General features: G+C 69.6%; 22 protein-coding genes and 1 pseudogene. 2 read left to right on the top strand and 21 right to left on the bottom strand.

All coding sequences use genetic code 11. The features are described from left to right. Window positions 1-3 precede the first annotated feature (3 nt). Both AB0E98_RS01360 and AB0E98_RS01355 read right to left on the bottom strand, forming a co-directional pair. Window positions 4-249, bottom strand: coding sequence for a hypothetical protein (locus AB0E98_RS01360; protein WP_361697311.1), 246 nt, complete (start codon window positions 247-249; stop codon window positions 4-6). A 146-nt stretch (window positions 250-395) separates the two neighbouring features. Further along, window positions 396-719, bottom strand: coding sequence for a hypothetical protein (locus AB0E98_RS01355; RefSeq protein WP_361697309.1), 324 nt, complete (start codon window positions 717-719; stop codon window positions 396-398). 533 nt (window positions 720-1,252) lie between these two features. Between AB0E98_RS01355 and AB0E98_RS01350 the strand changes: the two genes are divergently transcribed. Both AB0E98_RS01350 and AB0E98_RS01345 read left to right on the top strand, forming a co-directional pair. Then, window positions 1,253-2,521 (top strand): helix-turn-helix transcriptional regulator, encoded by a 1,269-nt coding sequence (locus AB0E98_RS01350; protein ID WP_361697307.1) that lies wholly within the window; start codon window positions 1,253-1,255, stop codon window positions 2,519-2,521. Between the two features lie 14 nt (window positions 2,522-2,535). Beyond that, window positions 2,536-3,012 carry a hypothetical protein gene (locus tag AB0E98_RS01345; RefSeq protein ID WP_361697305.1) on the top strand — a complete coding sequence of 159 codons (477 nt, stop codon included), beginning with the start codon at window positions 2,536-2,538 and terminating at the stop codon, window positions 3,010-3,012. A 62-nt stretch (window positions 3,013-3,074) separates the two neighbouring features. Here AB0E98_RS01345 and AB0E98_RS01340 read toward each other — a convergent pair whose 3' ends face one another. The 19 genes and pseudogenes from AB0E98_RS01340 to AB0E98_RS01250 form a co-directional block, all read right to left on the bottom strand. Further along, a complete protein-coding gene (locus tag AB0E98_RS01340; RefSeq protein ID WP_361697303.1) occupies window positions 3,075-3,332 on the bottom strand; it encodes a hypothetical protein in 258 nt (85 codons plus the stop codon). Beyond that, window positions 3,329-3,577 (bottom strand): hypothetical protein, encoded by a 249-nt coding sequence (locus AB0E98_RS01335; RefSeq protein ID WP_361697301.1) that lies wholly within the window; start codon window positions 3,575-3,577, stop codon window positions 3,329-3,331. Before AB0E98_RS01335 ends, AB0E98_RS01340 begins: the two co-directional genes overlap by 4 nt. Before the next feature lie 65 nt (window positions 3,578-3,642). Beyond that, window positions 3,643-3,819, bottom strand: a complete 177-nt coding sequence (locus AB0E98_RS01330) for a hypothetical protein (RefSeq protein ID WP_361698173.1) — start codon at window positions 3,817-3,819, stop codon at window positions 3,643-3,645. Window positions 3,820-4,389: 570 nt separating this feature from the next. After that, window positions 4,390-4,938, bottom strand: a pseudogene (locus AB0E98_RS01325) (DNA cytosine methyltransferase); the annotation flags it as partial. Continuing rightward, window positions 4,869-5,729 (bottom strand): peptidoglycan-binding protein, encoded by an 861-nt coding sequence (locus tag AB0E98_RS01320; RefSeq protein WP_361697299.1) that lies wholly within the window; start codon window positions 5,727-5,729, stop codon window positions 4,869-4,871. The pseudogene AB0E98_RS01325 and the gene AB0E98_RS01320, both read right to left, overlap by 70 nt. A gap of 96 nt (window positions 5,730-5,825) precedes the next feature. Then, window positions 5,826-6,788: a hypothetical protein gene (locus tag AB0E98_RS01315; protein ID WP_361697296.1), complete on the bottom strand. Its 963-nt coding sequence runs from the start codon at window positions 6,786-6,788 to the stop codon at window positions 5,826-5,828. 18 nt (window positions 6,789-6,806) lie between these two features. Then, the gene (locus tag AB0E98_RS01310) at window positions 6,807-8,102 is read right to left on the bottom strand and encodes a siphovirus ReqiPepy6 Gp37-like family protein (RefSeq protein WP_361697294.1); all 1,296 of its coding nucleotides are present in this window, start codon (window positions 8,100-8,102) and stop codon (window positions 6,807-6,809) included. Beyond that, window positions 7,997-9,553, bottom strand: coding sequence for a hypothetical protein (locus tag AB0E98_RS01305; protein WP_361697292.1), 1,557 nt, complete (start codon window positions 9,551-9,553; stop codon window positions 7,997-7,999). The genes AB0E98_RS01310 and AB0E98_RS01305 overlap by 106 nt, the downstream gene beginning before the upstream one ends. A gap of 194 nt (window positions 9,554-9,747) precedes the next feature. Beyond that, entirely contained in the window at window positions 9,748-9,942 is a 195-nt protein-coding gene (locus AB0E98_RS01300; RefSeq protein ID WP_361697290.1) for a hypothetical protein, read from the bottom strand. A 129-nt stretch (window positions 9,943-10,071) separates the two neighbouring features. After that, window positions 10,072-10,581 carry a hypothetical protein gene (locus AB0E98_RS01295; protein WP_361697288.1) on the bottom strand — a complete coding sequence of 170 codons (510 nt, stop codon included), beginning with the start codon at window positions 10,579-10,581 and terminating at the stop codon, window positions 10,072-10,074. Between the two features lie 296 nt (window positions 10,582-10,877). Beyond that, a complete protein-coding gene (locus AB0E98_RS01290) occupies window positions 10,878-15,281 on the bottom strand; it encodes a hypothetical protein (protein ID WP_361697286.1) in 4,404 nt (1,467 codons plus the stop codon). A gap of 468 nt (window positions 15,282-15,749) precedes the next feature. Further along, window positions 15,750-16,085 carry a hypothetical protein gene (locus AB0E98_RS01285; RefSeq protein WP_361697284.1) on the bottom strand — a complete coding sequence of 112 codons (336 nt, stop codon included), beginning with the start codon at window positions 16,083-16,085 and terminating at the stop codon, window positions 15,750-15,752. A gap of 83 nt (window positions 16,086-16,168) precedes the next feature. Then, complete coding sequence (locus AB0E98_RS01280; RefSeq protein ID WP_361697282.1) at window positions 16,169-16,513, bottom strand: hypothetical protein; 345 nt, start codon at window positions 16,511-16,513, stop codon at window positions 16,169-16,171. Window positions 16,514-16,587: 74 nt separating this feature from the next. Beyond that, window positions 16,588-17,187 carry a phage tail protein gene (locus AB0E98_RS01275; RefSeq protein ID WP_361697280.1) on the bottom strand — a complete coding sequence of 200 codons (600 nt, stop codon included), beginning with the start codon at window positions 17,185-17,187 and terminating at the stop codon, window positions 16,588-16,590. 60 nt (window positions 17,188-17,247) lie between these two features. Continuing rightward, window positions 17,248-17,634 carry a hypothetical protein gene (locus tag AB0E98_RS01270; protein ID WP_361697278.1) on the bottom strand — a complete coding sequence of 129 codons (387 nt, stop codon included), beginning with the start codon at window positions 17,632-17,634 and terminating at the stop codon, window positions 17,248-17,250. Then, window positions 17,634-17,945 carry an HK97 gp10 family phage protein gene (locus AB0E98_RS01265; RefSeq protein WP_361697276.1) on the bottom strand — a complete coding sequence of 104 codons (312 nt, stop codon included), beginning with the start codon at window positions 17,943-17,945 and terminating at the stop codon, window positions 17,634-17,636. Before AB0E98_RS01265 ends, AB0E98_RS01270 begins: the two co-directional genes overlap by 1 nt. A 34-nt stretch (window positions 17,946-17,979) precedes the next feature. Further along, the gene (locus AB0E98_RS01260) at window positions 17,980-18,327 is read right to left on the bottom strand and encodes a hypothetical protein (RefSeq protein ID WP_361697274.1); all 348 of its coding nucleotides are present in this window, start codon (window positions 18,325-18,327) and stop codon (window positions 17,980-17,982) included. Then, window positions 18,324-18,602 carry a hypothetical protein gene (locus tag AB0E98_RS01255; RefSeq protein WP_361697272.1) on the bottom strand — a complete coding sequence of 93 codons (279 nt, stop codon included), beginning with the start codon at window positions 18,600-18,602 and terminating at the stop codon, window positions 18,324-18,326. The genes AB0E98_RS01260 and AB0E98_RS01255 overlap by 4 nt, the downstream gene beginning before the upstream one ends. A gap of 150 nt (window positions 18,603-18,752) precedes the next feature. Next, window positions 18,753-19,700 (bottom strand): phage major capsid protein, encoded by a 948-nt coding sequence (locus tag AB0E98_RS01250; protein WP_361698111.1) that lies wholly within the window; start codon window positions 19,698-19,700, stop codon window positions 18,753-18,755. Window positions 19,701-19,747: the final 47 nt, after the last annotated feature.

Genomic DNA, 19,747 nt, shown 5'->3' with positions numbered 1-19,747 from the left:
GCGTCAGTCGTCGTTCTGGTCCTCGTCCACGCCCCCGATGGCGTCCTGTCCATCGGACTCCGTGTTGCAGATTGTGTTGTTCATGTGGGCCGGGGTGTTGATGCAGATCTCGCCGTCGATGACGGAGAGCTGCGAGGCGGGGTCGACGGTGAACGTCTGCGACGGGATGCCCACGGGGGACACGTTAGTCAGCGCGTCGAGTCCGAACGGCCGGGTGGTGAGCGGGCCGGCCGGTTCAAGGTTGATCACGCGGTTCCGAGTCGGGAGTCGGTCAGTGAGTACAGACACAGGTTCTCCTCGAACTGATGAGTCCGGTGCAGGGGCCTTCCCTGCACCGCCGTGCGGTGATGCACCCGGCCGGAACTCCCCAGGACTGGCCGACCGGGCGTTCGTGCCTACCCCTCCGCCGGGGATGGGCGTGGGGAGGTGACACCGGCGGAAGGGTAGGAGTCCTTGGTGGCGGCTGCTCCGGCTCCGCGCTGTCCGAGCCGGTCGAAGGCGTCAACGAACGCCGTTAAGTTCTCGATCTCCTGCCTACGCTCGCGCAGGCGTTCAGATACGGCGGCGCGCAGTGCAGTACGGAATTCGGGCGTCTCGTAGACGGACGGGTGTGGCATCGGCAGCGTCTCCGGGGCTGCGGCCGTGCCCACTCCCCCGGCCGTAAGGGAGGTGCGGGTGAGCGGGTCGTTGTCGGCGGGGTGGGCCTCAATCCTGGGCATGTGCCGCCCTCTCGTGACGGCCCAAGACCACGTCCAGCGTGCCCACGCTGTCGATGTCACCCCGCATCGCAGCGTCAGCCAGGCGGGCCCGAATCCTCGCGCAGTCCTCGCAGCCGGCGGTGACGCCCGCCTTGACCTTCGGGATGCGGGGCCTAGGCACGGTGCGCCTCCTCCCAATGCGCGTGGAACTCACGGCGGGACCGGTTCTCAAGAGGCCAGTTCACCGTTGGAGGCGTCCAAGCCCGGCGCCGGTCGTCGTTCAAGCGCGAGCAGGTGCGGCACTCGTCCACCACCTTGCCGACGACGATTCCGTTGACGCCGGACGAGTGGGGCAGCGAGACGACTTCCGCTTCCGCTTGAGGTCGGCCCATGTCGGTTACTCCTCGGTCCCGTTATTGCGTGAGATGAGAGAACCGCTGTTGCCTGTGGGTCCGCCAGCGTTCATGCGCACCCTGCATACGGGTATGCAGCAGGCGGGTACGCGAGCTCGCATACCCGTTCTCCCCTACCTACCGTGAGAGGGACAGGCACTGATGAATTGGTCCGACAGCGCCTTACGGGCCGCCTCATCGCAGGGCGACTACGGGCGCGTCATTCGTCTGGTGCGTGAGTCCGCTCGGCTGACTCAGGGCCAGCTCGGCGGTGCCTGCGGCTTGTCTCAGTCCGCGATCTCCCGCTTGGAGAAGCGAGGCGCAGGCGAGTACAACATGACCGCCCTCGCTCGGGCCGCTCACCACCTCGGCATCCCGCCCCGGCTGGTCGGCCTTGCCGACAGTGGCGCAGCACCGGGCGTGCTCAGAGATGGAAGCGATGAAGTGGAACGGCGGAAATTCTTTGCCGGTGCGGCTGGGGTTGCGGCGATCCCAGTCCTGAACGCAGCGCCGACGCCCCCGCGCACAGAGTGGGAAGGGGGGCAAGCGGCGGTGCTCCGTGTCGCAACGACCGCCTATCGGAGAATGGACGCCACGGCGCCGGCGCGGCAACTGTCCGACACCGTTCAGGGGCACATGCGGCTCGTTCAGACCGTAGCCGCACAGACGAACGATCAGGCAACTCGTACGCGTCTTGCGGCCGTGGGGAGCGAGGTAGCAAGCCTTGTTGGGTGGTTGAGCTGGGATATGGCGGACCAGGGCTCCGCGCGCACCTGGTACGGCGCGGCGATCAAGGCAGCACGCCGAGCCGGTAACCCCCTGTTGATCGCGTACCAACAGGGGAGCCTGGCGCAGTTTGAGGTCGAGTACGGCAACTGCGCTCAGGGACTGACCTTGATCCGCTCTGCGAGGCGGCAACTCGGCACTGAGCGACCGCCCATTGCAGCTGCGTGGCTCTCGTCTCTCGAAGCGGTCGCGCACGCCACGGCTGGCGACGATCGCGCCGCCGACCGTGCTCTTGCAACAAGCGCCGCTGAAGCCGCCCGGATGACGGCGGACGCAGCACCACCTTGGCCGTGGGTCTTTACCTTTGACGAACGAAAGATCGCAGCGGCCCGGGTGACCTGCGGGGCCCGGTTAGCACGTCCTAGGTGGGTTCATTCGTCCCTCTCCGACGCATCGGCCGCTCTGTCATCCAGCCACGAGAAGCAACGAGCACTCCTTACGCTGGATGTCGCTACGGGGCACATGGCCTCGGGGAATCTGGACGTGGCCTTTGGCCTCGCAACTCAGGCGCTCGACACCGGCCTGCGGCTACGCTCCGGCCGCGTGGCCGAGCGCGCCCGGAACTTCCGTAGGGGCTACTCGTCCGCGTCGCCGCCGGCGATTGTCCGCGACTTCGACGGGCGGCTGAACGACGCCTACCTGTGAACGAGAGGGGACAGATGAGGATCGGTATCACTGGCCATCGAGGGCTGTCTGACACGGCCGAACGGCAGGTGCGACAAGAACTTGCTGAGGCCGTCAAGGCGTACTCGCCTGATGAGCTCGTCGGTTTGAGCTGCATTGCAGATGGCCCGGACGCCTGGTTCGCTCAGGCGGTACTTGATCACGGGGGCCGAGTCGAGGTCATCGTGCCCGCGGCGGAATACCGGAACAGCCTGCCTGACTGGCACCACGCGACCTATGACGAGCTCCTCGGCCGGGCTTCGGATGTCCATCACACTGGCCTTGACGAGTCCACCTCGCAAGCGCACATGGCGGGAAGCGAACTCCTGGTCGGCCTCGTCGATGAAATGCTCGCAGTGTGGGACGGCCAACCCGCCCGCGGCTACGGCGGCACCGCGGACGTGGTTGCCTACGCTCGGCGCACAGGTGTGCCCGTGCGCGTGCTCTGGCCGGCAGGGACGTCCAGAGACTGACGGAATGGCAGGACCGAAAAAAGCGCCCCCACACAGCCACGTGGGCCGTGCGGGGGCGTTGTTCAGTGGGTGGTGGTGGCCTGCCAGATGGACACGATCACCGCGGCGATGCTGACCACGGCGGCGAGGGACGGCAGGGGCCACCGGCTGCGCTCGACGGCGTTGAGGCGGGTGTCGAGGTCGGTTAGACGCTGATCGGTCTGGTCGCCTCTCTGGACCAGAAGAGCGAGGGCGCCGTCGGCGCGAGCGAAGCCAACCTCCACGACGCCCCGGAGCCGCTCCAGCTCCAGGGCGACATCCGAAGGGGTCGGGTCGGTCACACGATCCCCTTGTCTGTGGGGGCCGGCAGGATGGCCGGTTCGATGCGCAGCCATCGGGGCAGGAGTGCCTGCACCCCGGGGATGGCCATGATCCGGGTAAGGCCGGCCGCGACGGCGAGGGCGCCGGCCGCCCACGGGAGGGTTGCAGGGATGCCTGCGGCATCAACGATGACCGGCAGGAGCGCGGCAAGGGTGATCGCGGTCTGCACGGTGGTGCGGATGGTGCGGCGGGTGGCGTCGGTCAAGGTGGGGGCTTCCTTTTGATCGTGCGGTGACCGGGGCGTTCTGGAGAGCGCCCCGGGAGTGGGCGTCAGGGGGCAGCAGTGGGGGCGGTGAGCGGGTCGTGGCCGCGGGCGGCGGCGCGGGCGCGGAGGTGTTCCAACGCGCTGACCGCTTGCAGGGGGACAACCCCGTTGCCGAGTGCCTTGAGCTGGGCCGTGCGGGACAAGCCGGGGACGGCGGTGACGTGGCCTGGGGGCAGGCCCATCATCCATTCGACCAGCAGGGGGTTCAGTCGTCCCAGAGCATCGGTTGCCCGGGGGGCGTGACGTCCGACGAGGGGCGTCCATCGGTCGACGGCGTCGGCATAGGGCCCCCATGGGTGTTCCCGTTGGCGGCCGGAGGCGCGCTCAAGTGACCCGTCTGCCGCAGGGTGCCGGTGTCGTTCGTCGCACTGGTTGCCGGGCGGAGCGAACAGACCTCGGCTGCCAGGCTCTTCCCGTGCGTCCCGGCCTCCTGTGACGGGGTTCTGCGGGTCGCCCGGTTCTCGTTCGGGGAGGCGCGGGGGGTGGGCAGCAGCGTGCCGTCTTGGAGCTCGTAGACGGCCGAGCGGAGGTTCATACCGCCCTGTCGACCGCTGCTGTGCCCGGCGCCCGTGGCTTCGGATGCCGACGGTGTCGGCAGGAGCGCCTGCGCGGTGGGACACCGTGGCATGCGTCCGCCGGGCCGGATTGGCGTTGCAGGTGTGAACAGCCCCGCTACGGCCGTGGGCAGTTGTCCCTTCTGCCCGCCGCCCTTGTAGTCCCGGACTGCCGGGGTCGGCAGGCCACGCGAGGATGAACAGGCGGTTCCTCTGGTGCGGGGCGCCCACGTCGGACGCGCGTACACACACCCATTCCGCATCCCACCCGAGGGCGGCAAAGTCGGCGAGGACGTCGCTGAAGCCCAGACCAACGTGAGCTGCGACATTCTCAAGGAATGCGACTCGGGGTCGTAGTGTGCCAAGGGCGCGTGCAATGTGCGGCCAGATGTGGCGGGGATCGTCGGTTCCCTTCCTCTTGCCGGCGGTGCTGAACGGCTGGCACGGGTACCCGCCCACCAGGACGTCGACCGGCTCAACGTCGTCCCAGGACAGGGTGGTGATGTCGCCGAGGTTCGGTGTCTCGGGGTAGTGGTGGGCGAGGATCTTGGCGGGGCCGAGGTCGGGGTCGGCTACCCACGTGAGGGTGCCGCCGGCCACGTGCTGCACCGCCATGTCGAGGCCGCCGTAGCCGCTGCACAGCGAGCCGATACGCAAGGGGGCACCAGCGGCAGGACTCACGAAGCGTCGGTGGTCCGGGGCACCTTCAGCGCGGCCCACTGGAGCGGGCCCGGCCAGCCGTCGCATTCGTGCGGCGCGTCGCCGATCTTGCGCTGCCACTTCCGGAAGCTTTCACGGTCGGCAGACGTCCACTGCGGCCCCGGGCCCTCGCGGTAGGCGGAGCAGCTCTCCTCGACCAGGCGTCGGCCCATGGCCGTGATGATCGGCGAGTCCGGCGCGTCACGGAACCACCGCTCTCCGGGGAACGGCTCGTACCCGCCCCCACCGGTGCCGCGGTCGTGGTCGCGGCCGGGCTGGTCGTCACCCTCGGGGATGTCGTCCGTGCTCGCCTCGTGTCCGAAGAACGTCACCCCCTTCTCTCCCCGCCAGGCCGGATCGGCGAGGACCACGCCTTCGGGGAAGTCGGGGATGCCGTACCCGTGGATGTAGGAGCTGTGGCGGAGGCGGGTCTTCAGGTAGACGCCGTCACCCTCGGCAGACCCGTTCGAGTTCGTGTTGCCTTCCACGGTGGTGATCTCCGCGTCGGTGTAAGACACGACGATGCCGGTATGGGTGCCGCCGCCGGGGCCGAAGTACACGATGCCGCCGATCACGGGGTAATCGGTGTACCGGCCGCGGTCCTGGAACCACTCGACCCCCTCGGCGCAGGAGGCGGTGACGGGGGCGAGGTCGGCGGCGTCGGCTTCCTGGAAGCACCAGCTCACGAAGGTGTGGCACCACGGCTCGCCCTGGGCCCATTCCAGGCCGTCGACGGCCGGCGCGTACCGCTGGATGTTGTTCCAGTGGCCGTCTTCCCAGCCTTCCTGATACCCGATCTCATCCCGGGCAATAGCGATGACGTCATTAGCAACGGACATATAGATAACTCCTGTTGGGGCATACACGAAGCCCCATGCCGTCATCGGCATGGGGCCTGGGGAAAGGGGGGTGACGCAGACGTTCAGCGGGAAGGGTCAGGCGTCGATGGCGAAGCGAATCGAATCGAGGTAGATCCACTTCACTGGGCTCTGCACCTGCGCCTGAAGCTGACCCGGGTACGGGTCGGTGCCAGAGGTGACGTCGATGCGGATCGAGCTGTTCTTGACCGCGTTGAAGCTGGTGGCGCAGATGAAGCTGCGCATGTACTTCGGCCGTGCCTCCGGCGGCAGGACGGCCAGCAGCCAGCTATCGGCCACGTTGAAGTCTTTGCCGTCCTTGCGCTCTACGGACCCGCTCAGCTCGATCGTGCCGTTCACGAGGCGCCATCGGGGGTTGCCGCCGTGCGCGGCAACGTCGGCAGGCAGGGGCAGGGGCTGCCAGGGGCCCGGAGACAAGGGCGTCCAGGTGGCGTTGGTGTAGATCTCCATACGGTCCTCGGCCTGGAGGTAGGCGAGCTTGCCCGGCACTGGTCGTTCCGGTGATGCCGTGCGGGCAGCGGCGTTTGCGTAGACCGTCTGAGTCAGGGCGTACACCCGCTCGTCCACGATGTCCCGGGGTGCGATGGCGCCGGCCTGGGGGGCCACGGCCACCCGGCACAGGGGGACGTCGAAGACGCCGTCCTGCCCCTGGCTGAGCGCGGGGGGCTGGGGCTGGGCTGCCGGGGTGCCCTGGAGGTAGGCGACGGAGATGCGCTGCCCGGTGCGGGTCAGGCGGATGGTGATCCGGTCGACGCGCGGCTGGGTGCCGGTGTTGGCGGCGACAACCACGTGGCGTTCGGCGTCGGAGTAGTAGTGGAAGCCCTGGACCGTGGCGTGACCGGGGGCGATGTTGACGGTCATGTCCTGGCCGGTGGCCGTGGTGGCGAGGGGGTCGGCGGGGTCGCTGATGCGCGGTGCGCGGATGCCGTCGGTCTGCCACATGGACGTCATCTGTGACCACTGCTCGCTCGTGACGGTCGTGCCGGCGCCACTGTCGAAGGGGAAGTAGTACTCGGCCAAGCGGACTCCATGATCAGTTCAGTAGCGGGTGTTGAGCTGGTGCACGGCCTGCCACAGTCGCCGTACTTGGGTGTAGAGGGCCGGGGTTTGGGTGGCGGCCTCGGTGCCGACGGTGGCCTGTACGGAGCTGGCGTCCGCGGTGTCCGTCAGGTGCACCTCGCGGACGGGGTGGACGAGGTCGGTGCCGGCGGTGGTGGTGACGGTGACCGTGTCGCCCGTGCGGTAGTCGCGGCCGTACTGGCACTGCTCGGTATCGATCGGCGTGAGGGACAGTTCGGCTTGCGCTCCGCCCTGCTGGAGGGCGTTGGTGGCCGAGGTGCGCAGGGACCGGAACTGCTCATCGCTGTCGTCCAGTCGCCCCGGAATGGCGGTGTCGCGCTGGTCCACGAACGTTTCCCCCACCCGAGCCCACTCGGCTTCGGCGTCGGGGGTGGCCCATTGCCAGAAGAACCGGTCCTTGCCCTGCCCTTGGGCGGCGACAACGGCGCGCGTCGTGCGGGGCGCGGTGAGCTGGTACGAGTAGGAGGACAGGTTCCCGAGCTCGGGTGAGAAGCGGATCAGGCCACGCAGGTCGCGGGTGGTGCCGGTCTGGAGGGCGAGGCGGGGCGTGGTGGGATCGGGCTGGGTGATCCGCACGGACAGGCCGGCCGTGGACGCGAGGGTCTGTGTCGCGGACAGAAGGGTGTCGAAGCGCAGCGAGACCTTCGTGGGGGCGCCGAGACCAGTGGTCGGGCCGGGGTCCAGGCCCAGGACGCGTCGGCCCGGCAACGCGGTCGGCCCGGCGTTGGCGGCAACGAGTCGGGTGATGATGTCGCTGGCCGGGCCCGCGGACGTCCAGTAGTCGATGCCGTAGCGGCCGTTGCCGGTGTCGGGGGCGCGGGTGGGGTCGGGGAAGGCGAGGCGGGCGGCGAGTGCGGCGTTGTCGCAGACGCCGGAGAAGGTCAGTGTCCCGCCGTTGGCCGACCAGTTGTCACGGATGCTGGTCAGGGGTCCGGTCAGCAGGGGTTCGGTGGTGTCGTCGGACCAGATCATCACCCCGTGGCCGCCGGTGGCGAGGAGGTGGGCGTGGGGGTGGTCGGCGGGGAGGACGAGGGTCCAGGCGCCTACGTCGAGGTGGCGGACGATGACGTCCAGGGAGGTGTAGGAGTCGATCTGTCCGACACGGCGTAGGGCCGCGTCGCGGACGTCGACGCGGTAGCGCCGCAGGGTCAGGCTCCGAGGTGTCGTGGCTGATAGGTCAGGGTGACTGCGGATTCTTCCGACGCGCCGGTGGCGGTGAGGGAGATGACGTTCTCCCCGGGGACGAGCTGCCACAGGGAGGCCGGGCCGGCGAGGTGGGGCCAGAGGTTTTCGCCGCGGGTGCCGTCGGGGTTCTCCAGGTAGACGGCCTTGATGCCGGGGCGGGTGTCGATCACGACCGTCCGGCCGGCGGGGATGCCGTAGGACAAGGTGAGCTGCTGGCCGGTGGTGCGGTTGGCCAGGTGGAGGGGGACGACGGGTTGCCCGGCGTCCTGCTGGCCGAGGGGGCCGGTGATCCGCCAGACCGGCCATGCGTCCACGTCTGAGGTGACCTGCACCGGCAGGCCCTCGTCACCGATCACGCTCGGGGCGATCCGCAGGGGGAAGAAGGGGGTGGTGTGCACTTCGCCGGTGGTGGTGGGGTCGAGGCGGGAGAGCGTGAGGTGGTCGACGTCCAGCGGGGTGGCGTCGGCCTGGATCACCGGCCGCACGGTCACCGTGCCGACGGGCATGTTCCCGGGGACGGCCTCCACCGGGTGGGCCTCGTCTCCGGCCGCGGGGGCGGCTTCGCGGTCCCAGCCCCGGACGTAGCCGGTGACCTCCACCCACCCGTCGGCGTCCGTGAGCGGAAGCCGCGCGGCGGTGATGAAGCGGGCCCCGTCAGGAAGAGGTGCCCCGCCGGGGCTCCCGCCTGCCAGGCCGACGGAGGCCGAGGTGGGGACGTCGGCGGGTGCCTTACCGCTGCGGCGCACCCGGGCCGTCAGGCGGTACAGGCTGGTCCCGTCGTAAGGAACCGCGGTCGTCGCCTCCGTCCGCCCGGCCGCAAGGCGGGTGTACTGGCCGTCGGTGACCCGGCGGTCGTTGAGCACCGTCCCGGCCGTGGTCCAGGCGGAGGGGTTGTCCATGGTGTCGGACAGCAGCGCCGTCCAGGACCCGGCGGGGTGGGAGAGGAAGGCGGGTGCCCCGTGGACCCGGAAGGTCTCGGTGCGTTCGTCGCCGTAGAGGTAGGGGTCTGGTGCGGTGAGCTGGAGTCCGTAGCGGATGTAGGCGAGGCCGGCGGCATCGGTTCCCTCGTCGCCTTCCATGCCGCCGGTGTAGTGCACGCGGATGCTGCGGGCGGTGCCGTCGGCCTCCGCCACCCGCAGCGTGCACGGCCCGCGCCCGGCGACGAGGGCGGCGACGAAGGAACGCTTCATGGCCAGCAGCTCCGGACGGGTGGGCGCCCACAGCAGCAGCGGCAGCGTGATCCGGCGGGAGGCGGCACGGACCTTGGCCAGGCGGCCCCCGTCCATTCCCGCGTACTCCGTGACCGTGGCCTGCACCGGCGGCGCGTCCAGGCCGGTGGGCCCGGGGAGGATCGCGATGCACGCCCCCTTGTGGGACAGGTCCGCGGTGAGCAGGAAGTCCCGTCCGCCGGCCGTGAGGGTGACACGGGGCGGGGTGTCGGGAGCCGCGTACTCCCGCTCCGGCAGGATGCCGGCCGAGACGACGGCCGACGGGGAATTCAGCGTGGCCAGTAAGCGCACGCACCAACCCCCTTTCGTAGCCGGGTGGTTGGCGCGTGTGCCATTAAGGCATGTGCGACGAATCGGCGCCGACTCGCCAGGGAGGCTTAGCGGCCTGCCCGGTGCGCTTGGTTCCTGGAGCTTCGGGCACTGCCGTCAGCCGGAGGAACCAGGTCCTCACTCCGTGCCGGGCGGTAGTGCGCCTCTGAGAGTGCTCACTTATTGAGCATGTCGGCCACGGTGTCCACAACGCCCGTGACGTCTACCGCGTTGCCCGGATTTTTGACCAGGTCGCCGAGCGGAATACCGAGGTTGGGGTCTGCCTGAGCGGGCACCGCCACGGCAGCACCCGCCAGGCAGAGCAATCCCGTTGCGGCGAACGTCATCAGGAGACGGCGTACGAGCTTCACATGGACTCCTTGGTGGTTGGCCCAGCAGATGGCCGTGGCTCATTTACCGTGACCCGCGATTACGCTTCTACTGGATGTGAGTGGAACCGAGGTGGCGCCAGTGCTGCACAAAGCGCGGTCCGGGGCCAGTTATTGGGTGCAACGGGTGGTTGTGCCGGGCTGGGCGGTCGCCTTTGAATTCAGGGCGAAGACTGCCAGGACCTGGACGTTGTCGTTACGGCCCTCGTCGCGCCAGCAGCCGAAGGCGCGTGAGGTGCCCTTGGCGTCGTAGCTGTTGGAGCCGGCGTAGGGATTGATCCAGTGGAAGGCGATGAACAGGTTTGCCTTCGTGCAGTTGGAGGTTGTGTAGACGATGCGTCCCTCCGTGCCGGTGAACAACCCGTTCGACTCGGTTGCGATCCCCTGCCCGTAGTCCACGTAGTCGCCGAGGCCGTCCTTGGTGATGACGTCCGGCGGATTCCCCACCCATTTGCCGCCGTTGGCGTACTTGCTGTGAAAGTTCAAGGTGCAGCCGGTGTCATTCCGCAAGGCGACCTGGACACTTCTCGCGGCAGCGTGTGCCGTTCCTGCGGGAACCAGCAGGGCGAGCGCGGCGGCGAACACCATGCCCATCCTGGCCATCGTCCTCGTGCGCTTCATCGCGTCATCTACTCCTCCGCCTGTCATCCACCCCGACACAATCAACTGTTCGTCGGCCTTCCGGCGGCCGGTGAGTTGAGGGGACGCTGAGCGCCCCCCTGCCTCGGGTGTCTTGAGCATGGGTGACCTGCCCCAGTCGCTGACACACATGCTGCGTGCCACCTGTGTGGGTGCTGCTGTATCGATCCCCCGACAGCTTGTTCGGAAGCCCGCGCAGGGCGCCGTTCGGCGCTCAGGAAGACCTCGTGCTGCCAACGATGCGAATCCGTCACTCGCCTCGTCGGACACGCCCGAGGTCAGGCGTACAAGGCGTCCGCGAATCGCAGCGCGGAGACGATTTGCTGCTCGGTGGGGACACCGGGAACGGCGTGCAGGTGGATCACCGGAGCACTTCCCTGCGAACCACCGGTCTGCGGAGTGGAGTTGACGCCCTTGGAGCCGGCGATCAGGTCCCACTGTGCCGGGGTGAAAACCGGCTCGGGCTTCCCTAGGCCGTTGTAGACAAGGCTCAGCCCCGGGGGCAGGTATCCGCCGCTGTCGTATCCGCCGGGCCTGTCGAGTGCGGACAGCGAGCCGTATCTATGGATCGCGTAATTGAGCCCGGAATAGATATTCGATAGCGGGTCAATTGACGTGCCGTAGACGAAGGGGCCCGTGTTTCGAAATGGGCCCGCGTAGGCGTCAAAGGTAGGCCCGATTACCTGCATGAGGCCGACTGACGGGGTGCCGTCGAGCCAGTTGATATCCCACGTGTTGACGATGCCGGGATTTCCGCCGGATTCGTCATTCATGCGGCGTAGGACGGTGTCGAGCCAGGAGGCCGGTTGCCCGAGCATGCTGAGGGCCTGGAGGACCTGCGGAGTCCACCGGGCGACTCCGCTGCCGCCGGTGTCGCCGCCCATCTGGGGGGTTCCGCCGGCGGAGAAGAAGCCCTTCACGAAGTCGACGACCGTGTCCTTCAGGCCGGTGACCGGGGCACGGAAGACCTGCCCGATCATCTGCGACCACTTGGCCGCGTCCAGGCTGTCCAGGTCGCCGAGGACCGGCTTCAGCAGGGCGTCCATGGCCGTGGCCGGGTTGGCGAGCATGTCCGCGGCGCCCTTGACGCCGCGCCACGTCTTGGTGGCCTTGTCGCTGGTCCAGTCCCACGCCTTACCGGCGCTTTCCTTGCCCCAGTCGAGGGCCGAGCCGAGGATGCCGCCCTTGGCGAGCATCTGCGTGCCAGCGGCCTGGAGGAGGCCGAGGGCGCGCGCCCGGTACTTGGGGTCGGTCGGGATGACGTATTCCGGGTACCGGGGATTCCCCTCACCAACGATGGCCGTGGGCCTGTTGAAGACGCCGGGACGGACCGGGAGCGGGCCGCCGGAAGCAAGGAGAGGAAGTTTCTCCATCTTCAGCTTGTCGCCGATGCCGGGAATCCAGCCCGTCAGGGTATTCCAGACGTCAAGGACGCCGTTATTCCAGACGGTCCCGATCACGAAATTGACCGGGTCCTTCGTGGCGCCCTCGATCTTTTTCCAGGCAATCGCAATGGCGTCCTTGGCATGGGCGAAGGCGCTGGAGACGCTGTTGATGCCGTCCTTCAGGGCGCCGAACGCGGGACTGATGCCGTTCTCCCAGGCCCACGAGATCACCTCGGCAATCGCGCGCCACACCGGCTTGACGGTGTTGTAGTAGAGCCACGAGACAGCGGGGCCGAGGATGTTCTTCAGGAAGAACGCGAACGCGTCGACCGCAGGCTGGATGACATAGGCCCAGGCGGCGGCGATCGCGGCGCCGATGAGGCCGAAGACCGGCTTCACCACGTTGTCGTAGAGAAGGACGATGACCGGCCACAGGATGTTCTTGATGAAGGACCAGAACAGCTGAAGCGTCGGCCAAATCACCGTCTCCCAGACGGTCTTGATGACCTGACCGATGAACTGGAACATCGGCAGGACGCACGTCATCGCGAAGTCCCGGATGACGGGGAACAACGTGTTCGCGATGACCGACCACAGGGCCGAGAAGACCGGCTGAAGGACGCCGGTCCAGACGGCCGAAACCACCTGCGCGATGAACTGGAAAGCCGGGGCGAAGGCGTTTTGCCAGAGCCACAGGACCGCCGGGGCGGCCCGCGTCATGATGAAGTCGGCGAGCCAGGAGAACGCGGGCTTGACGCACGCCGCCCAGATGGTTGAAAACTGAACCGATAACCAGGCAAAAAAGGGGGAGAGCGTGGAGTTCCACAGCCACAGGAAGGCCGGGACGACCTGCCCCATGACGATGCCGGCGATCCAGTCGAAGACCGGCTTGATCACCGTCAGCCACGCAAGGAGGCAGGCGGCCTTGATGGCGTCCCAGCAGGCCAGTACGCCCGTGCGGAACCAGTCGAAGCGGTTCCAGAGGTAGACGACGGCCAGGCCGAGGGCGACGAGGGCGCCGATGACCAGCAGGACCAGGTCCATCGTCCAGCCGATGGGCGTCGCCTGGAGGAGGACGGCCATGGCGCCGGTGGCCGTGTTGACCAGCCATTCCGCCAGGGCGACGGCCCGCAGGCCGAGGCTGATGGTGATCAGCGCAACGCCAATGGCCTCCAGGACACCCGGGGGAACCAGGGCGATCAGGCGGGCGAGGTCGCCGACGAAAAGGAGGGTGACCCCGGACATCGGCTGAAGGGCCGTCCACAGGTTGCCCAGGATGGTGCCGATATCGCGGAGGATTCCGCCGACTACCGGGCCGTTTTCGCGGATGCGGGCGAGGAAGGCGGCGAAGCCGGGCGAGTCCCGAAGGCGCTCACCCCAGTCGGCGAATCGTTTCGCCTCATCGACCAGGCGCTGAGTGAATGCCTCCGTGTGGGGAAGCGCGGCGTCCAGAGCGCCGGCAAAGCCCTTGAAGAAATACCCAACCGCTGTGCCGGTATTGCGGATTGCGGGCTGGATGGCCTTCGTCAGGTCGTCGCGAAAGCGCGACCAGAACGGGGTTTTGAAGTCCGCCGACGTGGCGTCCATCAGCTCCCGCGTACCGGCCGCGGCAGCGCGCACCAGTGGCGTGAACGCGGGCAGGGATGCCCTGGCGCCGTCGAGGCCGCGGGTGAAAAGCGGCATCACCTCCGGCTGAAGGGAGGCGGACCACTCCTTGAAAGCGCCCTTGAGGGCCACGAAGGCGTCGAAGGTGGCGCGGGCCGAGGGCGTGAGGGCGTCGAGCGCGCGTTGGTACTTCTGCGCGGCGGTGTCGGCTGCCGAGGTGGCGTCGGCCGTCTGCATCTGCGCGGCGGCCACCTGCCGCTCGGCGTTGGCGATGGCGTCCGCCGCCGCGGCCTGCGCCCGCGCGACACCGCGGACGGCGTCGCCTACCCGGGCCTGCGCGTCGGCGACGGCGCGGGCCTGGTCTGCGACCCGCTCGTGGGCCTGGGCTGCGGCGTCCTGCGCGCGCCGGACCCCTTCCGCGCCGTCGATGCCGGCCGCGTTCGCCCGTCGGGTGTCAGCCTCAAGGCGCTTGTGCGCAAGGAACTGTTCCTTCAGGCCCTGGACGGCCTGGTCGTAGGTCAGCTGGGCCTGGTCCCGCTCCAGCTGGCTGGCGGCCGGGTCGGCTCGGACCTTGGCGAGGTCCTGTTTGGCCTGCGTCAGGCGCAGGGTGGCCGCCCGCTCGTTCAGGGCGGAGTCGGCGAGCTGGTTGTTGAGGTCTTCGAGCTGGCGGACAGCGTCCGCGCGGGCCCGGGTCAGCTCCTGCTGCGCGCGCCGCTCGTCGTCCTGGGCGCGGGCAAGCTGCTGTTCGGCGCGGCGGACGCCGTCTTCGGCCTGGGTGACCTGCCGGTGGGCCGCGGCGATCTGGTCGGCGGCGTTGCGCTGGGCGGTGGCCAGTGCGCGAACGGCGCCTTCCTGCTGTGCCGCGCGCTGCGTGGCCGCGATAGCGGCTCGGGCGCCGTCGTCGGTGGCCTGCGTGGCAGCGTCCTCCGCGGCCTTCCTGGCCTGGAGGGCCTGGGCGATACCGATGATCGCCGGAGCGGCGACGGCACCGAGGACGGCGAACCCGGAGGCGGCGACGACGGTTGCGGCGGCGAGGCCGGCCACCTGGCCGGCGAGGACCTCGGCGCCCGGGACGGTGGCGAGTCCGGCCAGGGCAAGGGTGAGGCCCATGGTCCCCAGCAGGGCCTGGGAAAAGTCGAAATTGACCGGCGTGCCGTTGAGGGCGTCGGCCTGTGCGCGGACGGCGGCCAGGGCAGCGGATGCTTGCGCGGCATCCACCCGGACGTCGATATCCGCGTCCGAGGCAGCCAGGGCGGCCAGGCGGGCCTGGACGGCGTCGATCTGCGCCATGGCCGCGCCGGCGTCGACATCGATGCCGATCCGGGCGGTGGCAAGGCTGGTGAGCTGGGCGCGCAGCGCGGCGAGCTGAGCGCGGGCGGGGGCGGTGTCCGCGTCGATGTTGATCTCGGGCAGGGCGGCCTGCGCGGCCTGGACCTGGGCCCGCAGACGGCCGCCGAAACTGCCGTCGGTCTCCAGGCGGATGACGCCGGGGCGGGCGGTGATGCGGTCGATCTCCTCGCGGACCGCGGCGAGGTGGGCGCGGGCAGCGGCGGTGTCCGCGCGAATCGTGACGTCCGGGTGGGCGGCCCCCAGGCGCAGAAGCTCGGCTTCGAGGGCCTCTGCTTCCGCGCGGGCGGCTTCCGCGTCGATGTCGACCCCGACCGTCTTGCCGGCCAGGGCCTCCATGCGCACGCGCAGGGCCTGAAGGTCGGCGTCGGCATCGTTCGTGTCCGCGCCGATGGTGATCTTCGGCAGCGTCCGGAACGCGGCCTCCAGCCTGGTCTTCAGGCTGCGGGCGAAGGCGCCGCCGGTCTGCTCGCCCTCGCGGGTGGCCTGCTGGCGGGCCCGGGTGCCGCCGGCGCGGACGGCGTCGGGGATGGCGCGGCGGATCGCGGGGGCTAGGGCGACGGCGATGTCACGGCCGAGGGTGGTGCCGATCTGCGCACCGCCGCCGACACCTGCGGTCATGGCCTGCGTGAACGCCTGCCCGGCCAGGCGCCCGGCCTCCTGCCCGGCACTCGTGGCCGGTTCGGCAAGCGCGGTCCGCAAACGCTGGCCGATTCCCCGGGTGTTGGGGATGACCTGGACCTCGACGGAGCCGACGACGATCGCCACGGCGGCCCTCCTTACGTTCGGGAGTGGCCGCCGATCAGGCGGGCGTTACGCGGGCGGGCCGGGGGTGCCGTTGATGATCTGCAACAGCGTCTGCGCCGCCGCATCGCTCATGCGCGGGCGGTGGTCGCGGGTGCGGGGAACGCCGGGGCGCGGGACCGGTGAGGGCGGGTCCGGCCGCTTGCCGCCGCTGGTGTTGACCAGGGCGTAGTAGTGCGTGAGGCGGTTGACCGCGTCGATGGTCTGCGCGAGGAGCAGGTCAGTTTGTGACCAGCGGCCCCGGGACGGGTCGGCGCCCTCGGCCTGCGCGTCGAGGTCGGCCGGCGGCGCGTTGTTGCGCAGGGCGGTCATGGTCGCTGCCTCGGGTGGCAGGTGCTCGATCATCACGCGTACCTGCCGCCAGGTGAGACGGCCCCGGTGCAGGTCCAGCAGGTCCGTACCGGGGTAGTACCGCCGGAGGTCGGCTTCTACCGCTTCCGCGTGCTCTTCGAGGACCCGGTGCGTCCACTGGACTTTCCCAGCGCCTCGCCGCCGGCCTCGGCGACCTGCGCGACCCACGCGCCGATCTCGTCCTGCGTCGGGTCGCCCTCGTACCAGGCGTCGACGTCGTCGGGGTGGAGCACGCCTTCGGCGAAGCGGTCGAGGTCACCGGCGTTCAGGGCGCGCAGGTGGGAGGCGCGCCAGCGCTGCGAGGGCAGGGCGCGCACGGGGTAGCCAGCCAGCTCCACCGGCACGTAGCCGGTGGTGGCATCGGTCTCCTGCCCCGCCGTGGCGCGGTCAGTCGTGGACGGGGCGGTCGTGGTCACGGTCATGGGTCCTTAGAAGTTCAGCCGGCCGAGCCGGGGTGGTGTGAGAAAGGGGAGCGGGCGCGGACGGCCGGGGCGGGTCAGCTCTTGGTGGCCGGCAGGTCCTTCGGCACGACCGGGGCCTTCGCCGTGAACTGGTGGTACACGGTGTTGTTCGCCGCGTCCGGGTAGGCGGTGATCTTCACCTCGTAGCCCACCATGTCCTCGCCCTTGTACTGGACGTCCGTCCTGTCGGTGATCTCGCCCGACGGCACGTAGAAGCCTTCGAGCGAGTCGCCGTCGGCCACGATGAAGTAGAACGACCGGCGGTCCGGCGATGGCGATGCGGTCTCCGCGAACTTGGCCACGCCGTCAGGGCCGGGGACGAGGTCGGCGGCGGGGATGCGGAACATCAGGCTCTTGACGACGGGGCTCTTCGTCTCCCACATCGTCATGCCGAAAGTCCGCACCGACTTGGTGACCTGGGTACGGAAGGCGGAGGTCACACCCCACGGGGTGAACTCCTTCGACTCCTCGTCGATGCCGTACTTCAGTCCGTCGTCGGAGATGGCGCCCAGGCCCGCCCAGGGAGCCGGAGGGACGCCGAGGGCGATCGGGCCGGCGGTGCCTTCCGGCGCGACCCAACCGCCGCCGTTCGCACCGACCATGGCCAGGTCGGCCGCACGGGTGATCTGAATCAAGAGGGGCTTCCTTCGAAAGGGCAGGCCGCCGCCAAGGTGGGGGCGGGGCACAGCGGTGGTTCAGGGGTGCCGGTGCAGGCGGATCGCGTAGGTGGCGCCGATCCGCGTCACGGCCGGGTCCTCCCACGGCCGCCACGCCGGGGCGGAGACGGTAGAGGCGGCGGTGAAGACCGCGGCGGCCGTCGGCACGATGGCCCCGGGCAGGTTGCCCAGGAGCGCGGCACGGGTACGGGCGGCCACGTCGGCAGCCTGGGCCCGGGTGGCGGCGAAGGCGTCGATGTCGACCACGGCCAGGTCGAGGCGGAACCCGTCATCGCCGCCCCCGATCCGCTGGAGGCGCAGGAGGGGGACGGCGTGGTCCAGGTCGGCGGGGGCATCGGTGCACACCCGCACGCCCAGGCGGGGGGTGAGCCAGGCGACCAGTGCCGCTTCAGTGTCCGGCCACATCACGTGCCCCGGCCGCTGGTCGCGGCACGCAGAAGGGTGTGGTGCGCCGGGGCGCCGTCACCGCCGTACTCCACGAACCGCGCATGACGCGCGGTGTTCAGTACCACGGCGCCCGTGCGGTCTTTGCGCACGCCCATCCGGCGCCGGGCCCACACCTCGAACGACGCCTTGTAGGTGCCGGAGTCCACCGGGGCGGTAGCTTCGGCCACCGCCTTGATCTCCTCCGCGTGCAACACCAACGCCGCTGTGATCATGGAGGAGTTGAGGAGCTGGCGGAGCCCGGCCCGGTTGATCTTCACCTGCGGTGGCACGACGACGGCCCCCTTCCTGGAACTGGTGCAGGGGCTATCCCGTGGCGCGGCGGGCGGTGATCTGCACACCGGCGGTGGTGCCGGTGAGGGGGGACCGGTAGACCTCCACCGGTCCGTGGACGGTGTAGGTCAGGCCGCGAATGCGGAGGCGGTCGGTGGGGCGGATGTCCGCCGCCGGCGGGGCAAAGACGACCAGGTGCTCGACCACGGTGTCCTGACCACCGACCGTTTCACTTCCGGACCGCGGGGCGACAGAGCACCCGGGCACCGGGCGCTCTTCATCGGGCCCGTGCACGTCATTGCCGTACACGTCCCGCACGGGGGTGCCGGGCCGCAGGACGGTGACCATCTCGCCGAACCCGGGGGTGGGCGCACTGATCACTGTCCGTACCACCAGGGCAGATCCCACGACGCTGGGCGCCCCGGGGGCGGTCCCGCTGTTGCGGAGGTGGGGTTGATCGAGAAGGCGCCGCCGCGGCCAGCCATCAGCTTCAAGGACCGGCGCTCGTCGCGGGTCATGTAAAGGCCAGCCTGCGACTGGGGCCGCTGGACGCTGTACGGACCGACGGTCTCGGCCACGATGCCTTGCGGGTTGGCGTAGGCGCGGGCGGCCACGGAGAGCACGACGGCGCCGGCGCCCTCGGGAAGGGGGCTCACGACGGCCAGGCACAGGGCCTCGGCCTGCGTGATGATCAGGGCCGCCCGCTCTTCCTGGACGTCCTGGCCGAGGAAGTCGGCGAGGTGCTGTGCGGTGATCCGGGGGGCGATATTTCACCCCCCGGATCTCAAGGCCCCAGCGGGCAGGGGTTACGCGGTCAGGGTGAACTGGTCCTTCGTCGGCTTGCTCTTCGGCGCGACGGGCGGCGTCGTGTACGTCACGAATGCGGCCTTGTCGCCGACCGCGAACCCGTAGTGGGCCTCACACAGCATCAAGATCAGGTTCTCCTGGAAGGCACTGTGAACGTGGCCGTCCGAGTCGACGTAGGTGCCGACGTCGGTGGTCTTGATCGTGATGTCCATGCCGACGCCGTAGACGGCCTGGTCCCAGTCGCCGGCGACCGCTCGTAGGCCGGTGTCGGCGGTGATGGACTGCCGGTTCAGCTTGCCGCCGACGCCCCTGTTGTAGGCGATCGGGTAGCCGATCAAGGAGCCACGGGAGACGGTGCCCTGCCCGGCCGGGTCGGGCACGAAGATCGGGCGCCCGGTGGTGTCAGTGGAAAGAAGGAGTTCGGGCTTCAGGAGCGGGTCGGCAACGAACCCGGTGGTGTCATATCCCGCCTCGGCAACGAACTTCAGACCGGTGACCACATCGGCGTAGATACCGCCCTTGGCCTGCGCGGTCGCGCCGAGCACCTGGGTGTTGGGGGTGGCGGTCAGGTGATCTTCAAACGGCCCCTTGGTGCCGCCCATCGTCTTGCCGTGGATGGCCGCATAGTCGAAGGCGCGGCCGAGAGCAGTGGGCAGGTCGCGCTGAAGCTGCGCGTACACACCGGCCGGGTTGGTCATCGCCACCTCGGCGCTGACGGGGACCAGGACGGCGACCTTCTTACCGCGCATCGTCCGCACGGACAGGGAGCTGGAACCTAGCGGCTTCGCGCCGGCCTCGTCGACCCAGTCGGCCAGCGGCACGTCACCGGATACGGGGATAACGGTCTCGGCGGTCAGGGAGAGAGGGACACGGCGCGCGAGCTGCATGACGGCGGAGGACTCCACGGCCTGATCGAAGATCGGCCCGGTGATCTCCGGCGGGAGCAGTGTCGAGGGGACGCCGCGGGTCTGTATCGGGGTGACGGTAGCGATGG

This window comes from Streptomyces sp. NPDC037389 (genome assembly GCF_040636475.1).
GTDB lineage: Bacteria > Actinomycetota > Actinomycetes > Streptomycetales > Streptomycetaceae > Streptomyces > Streptomyces hesseae.
This window is presented reverse-complemented; position numbering and strand designations above follow the sequence as displayed.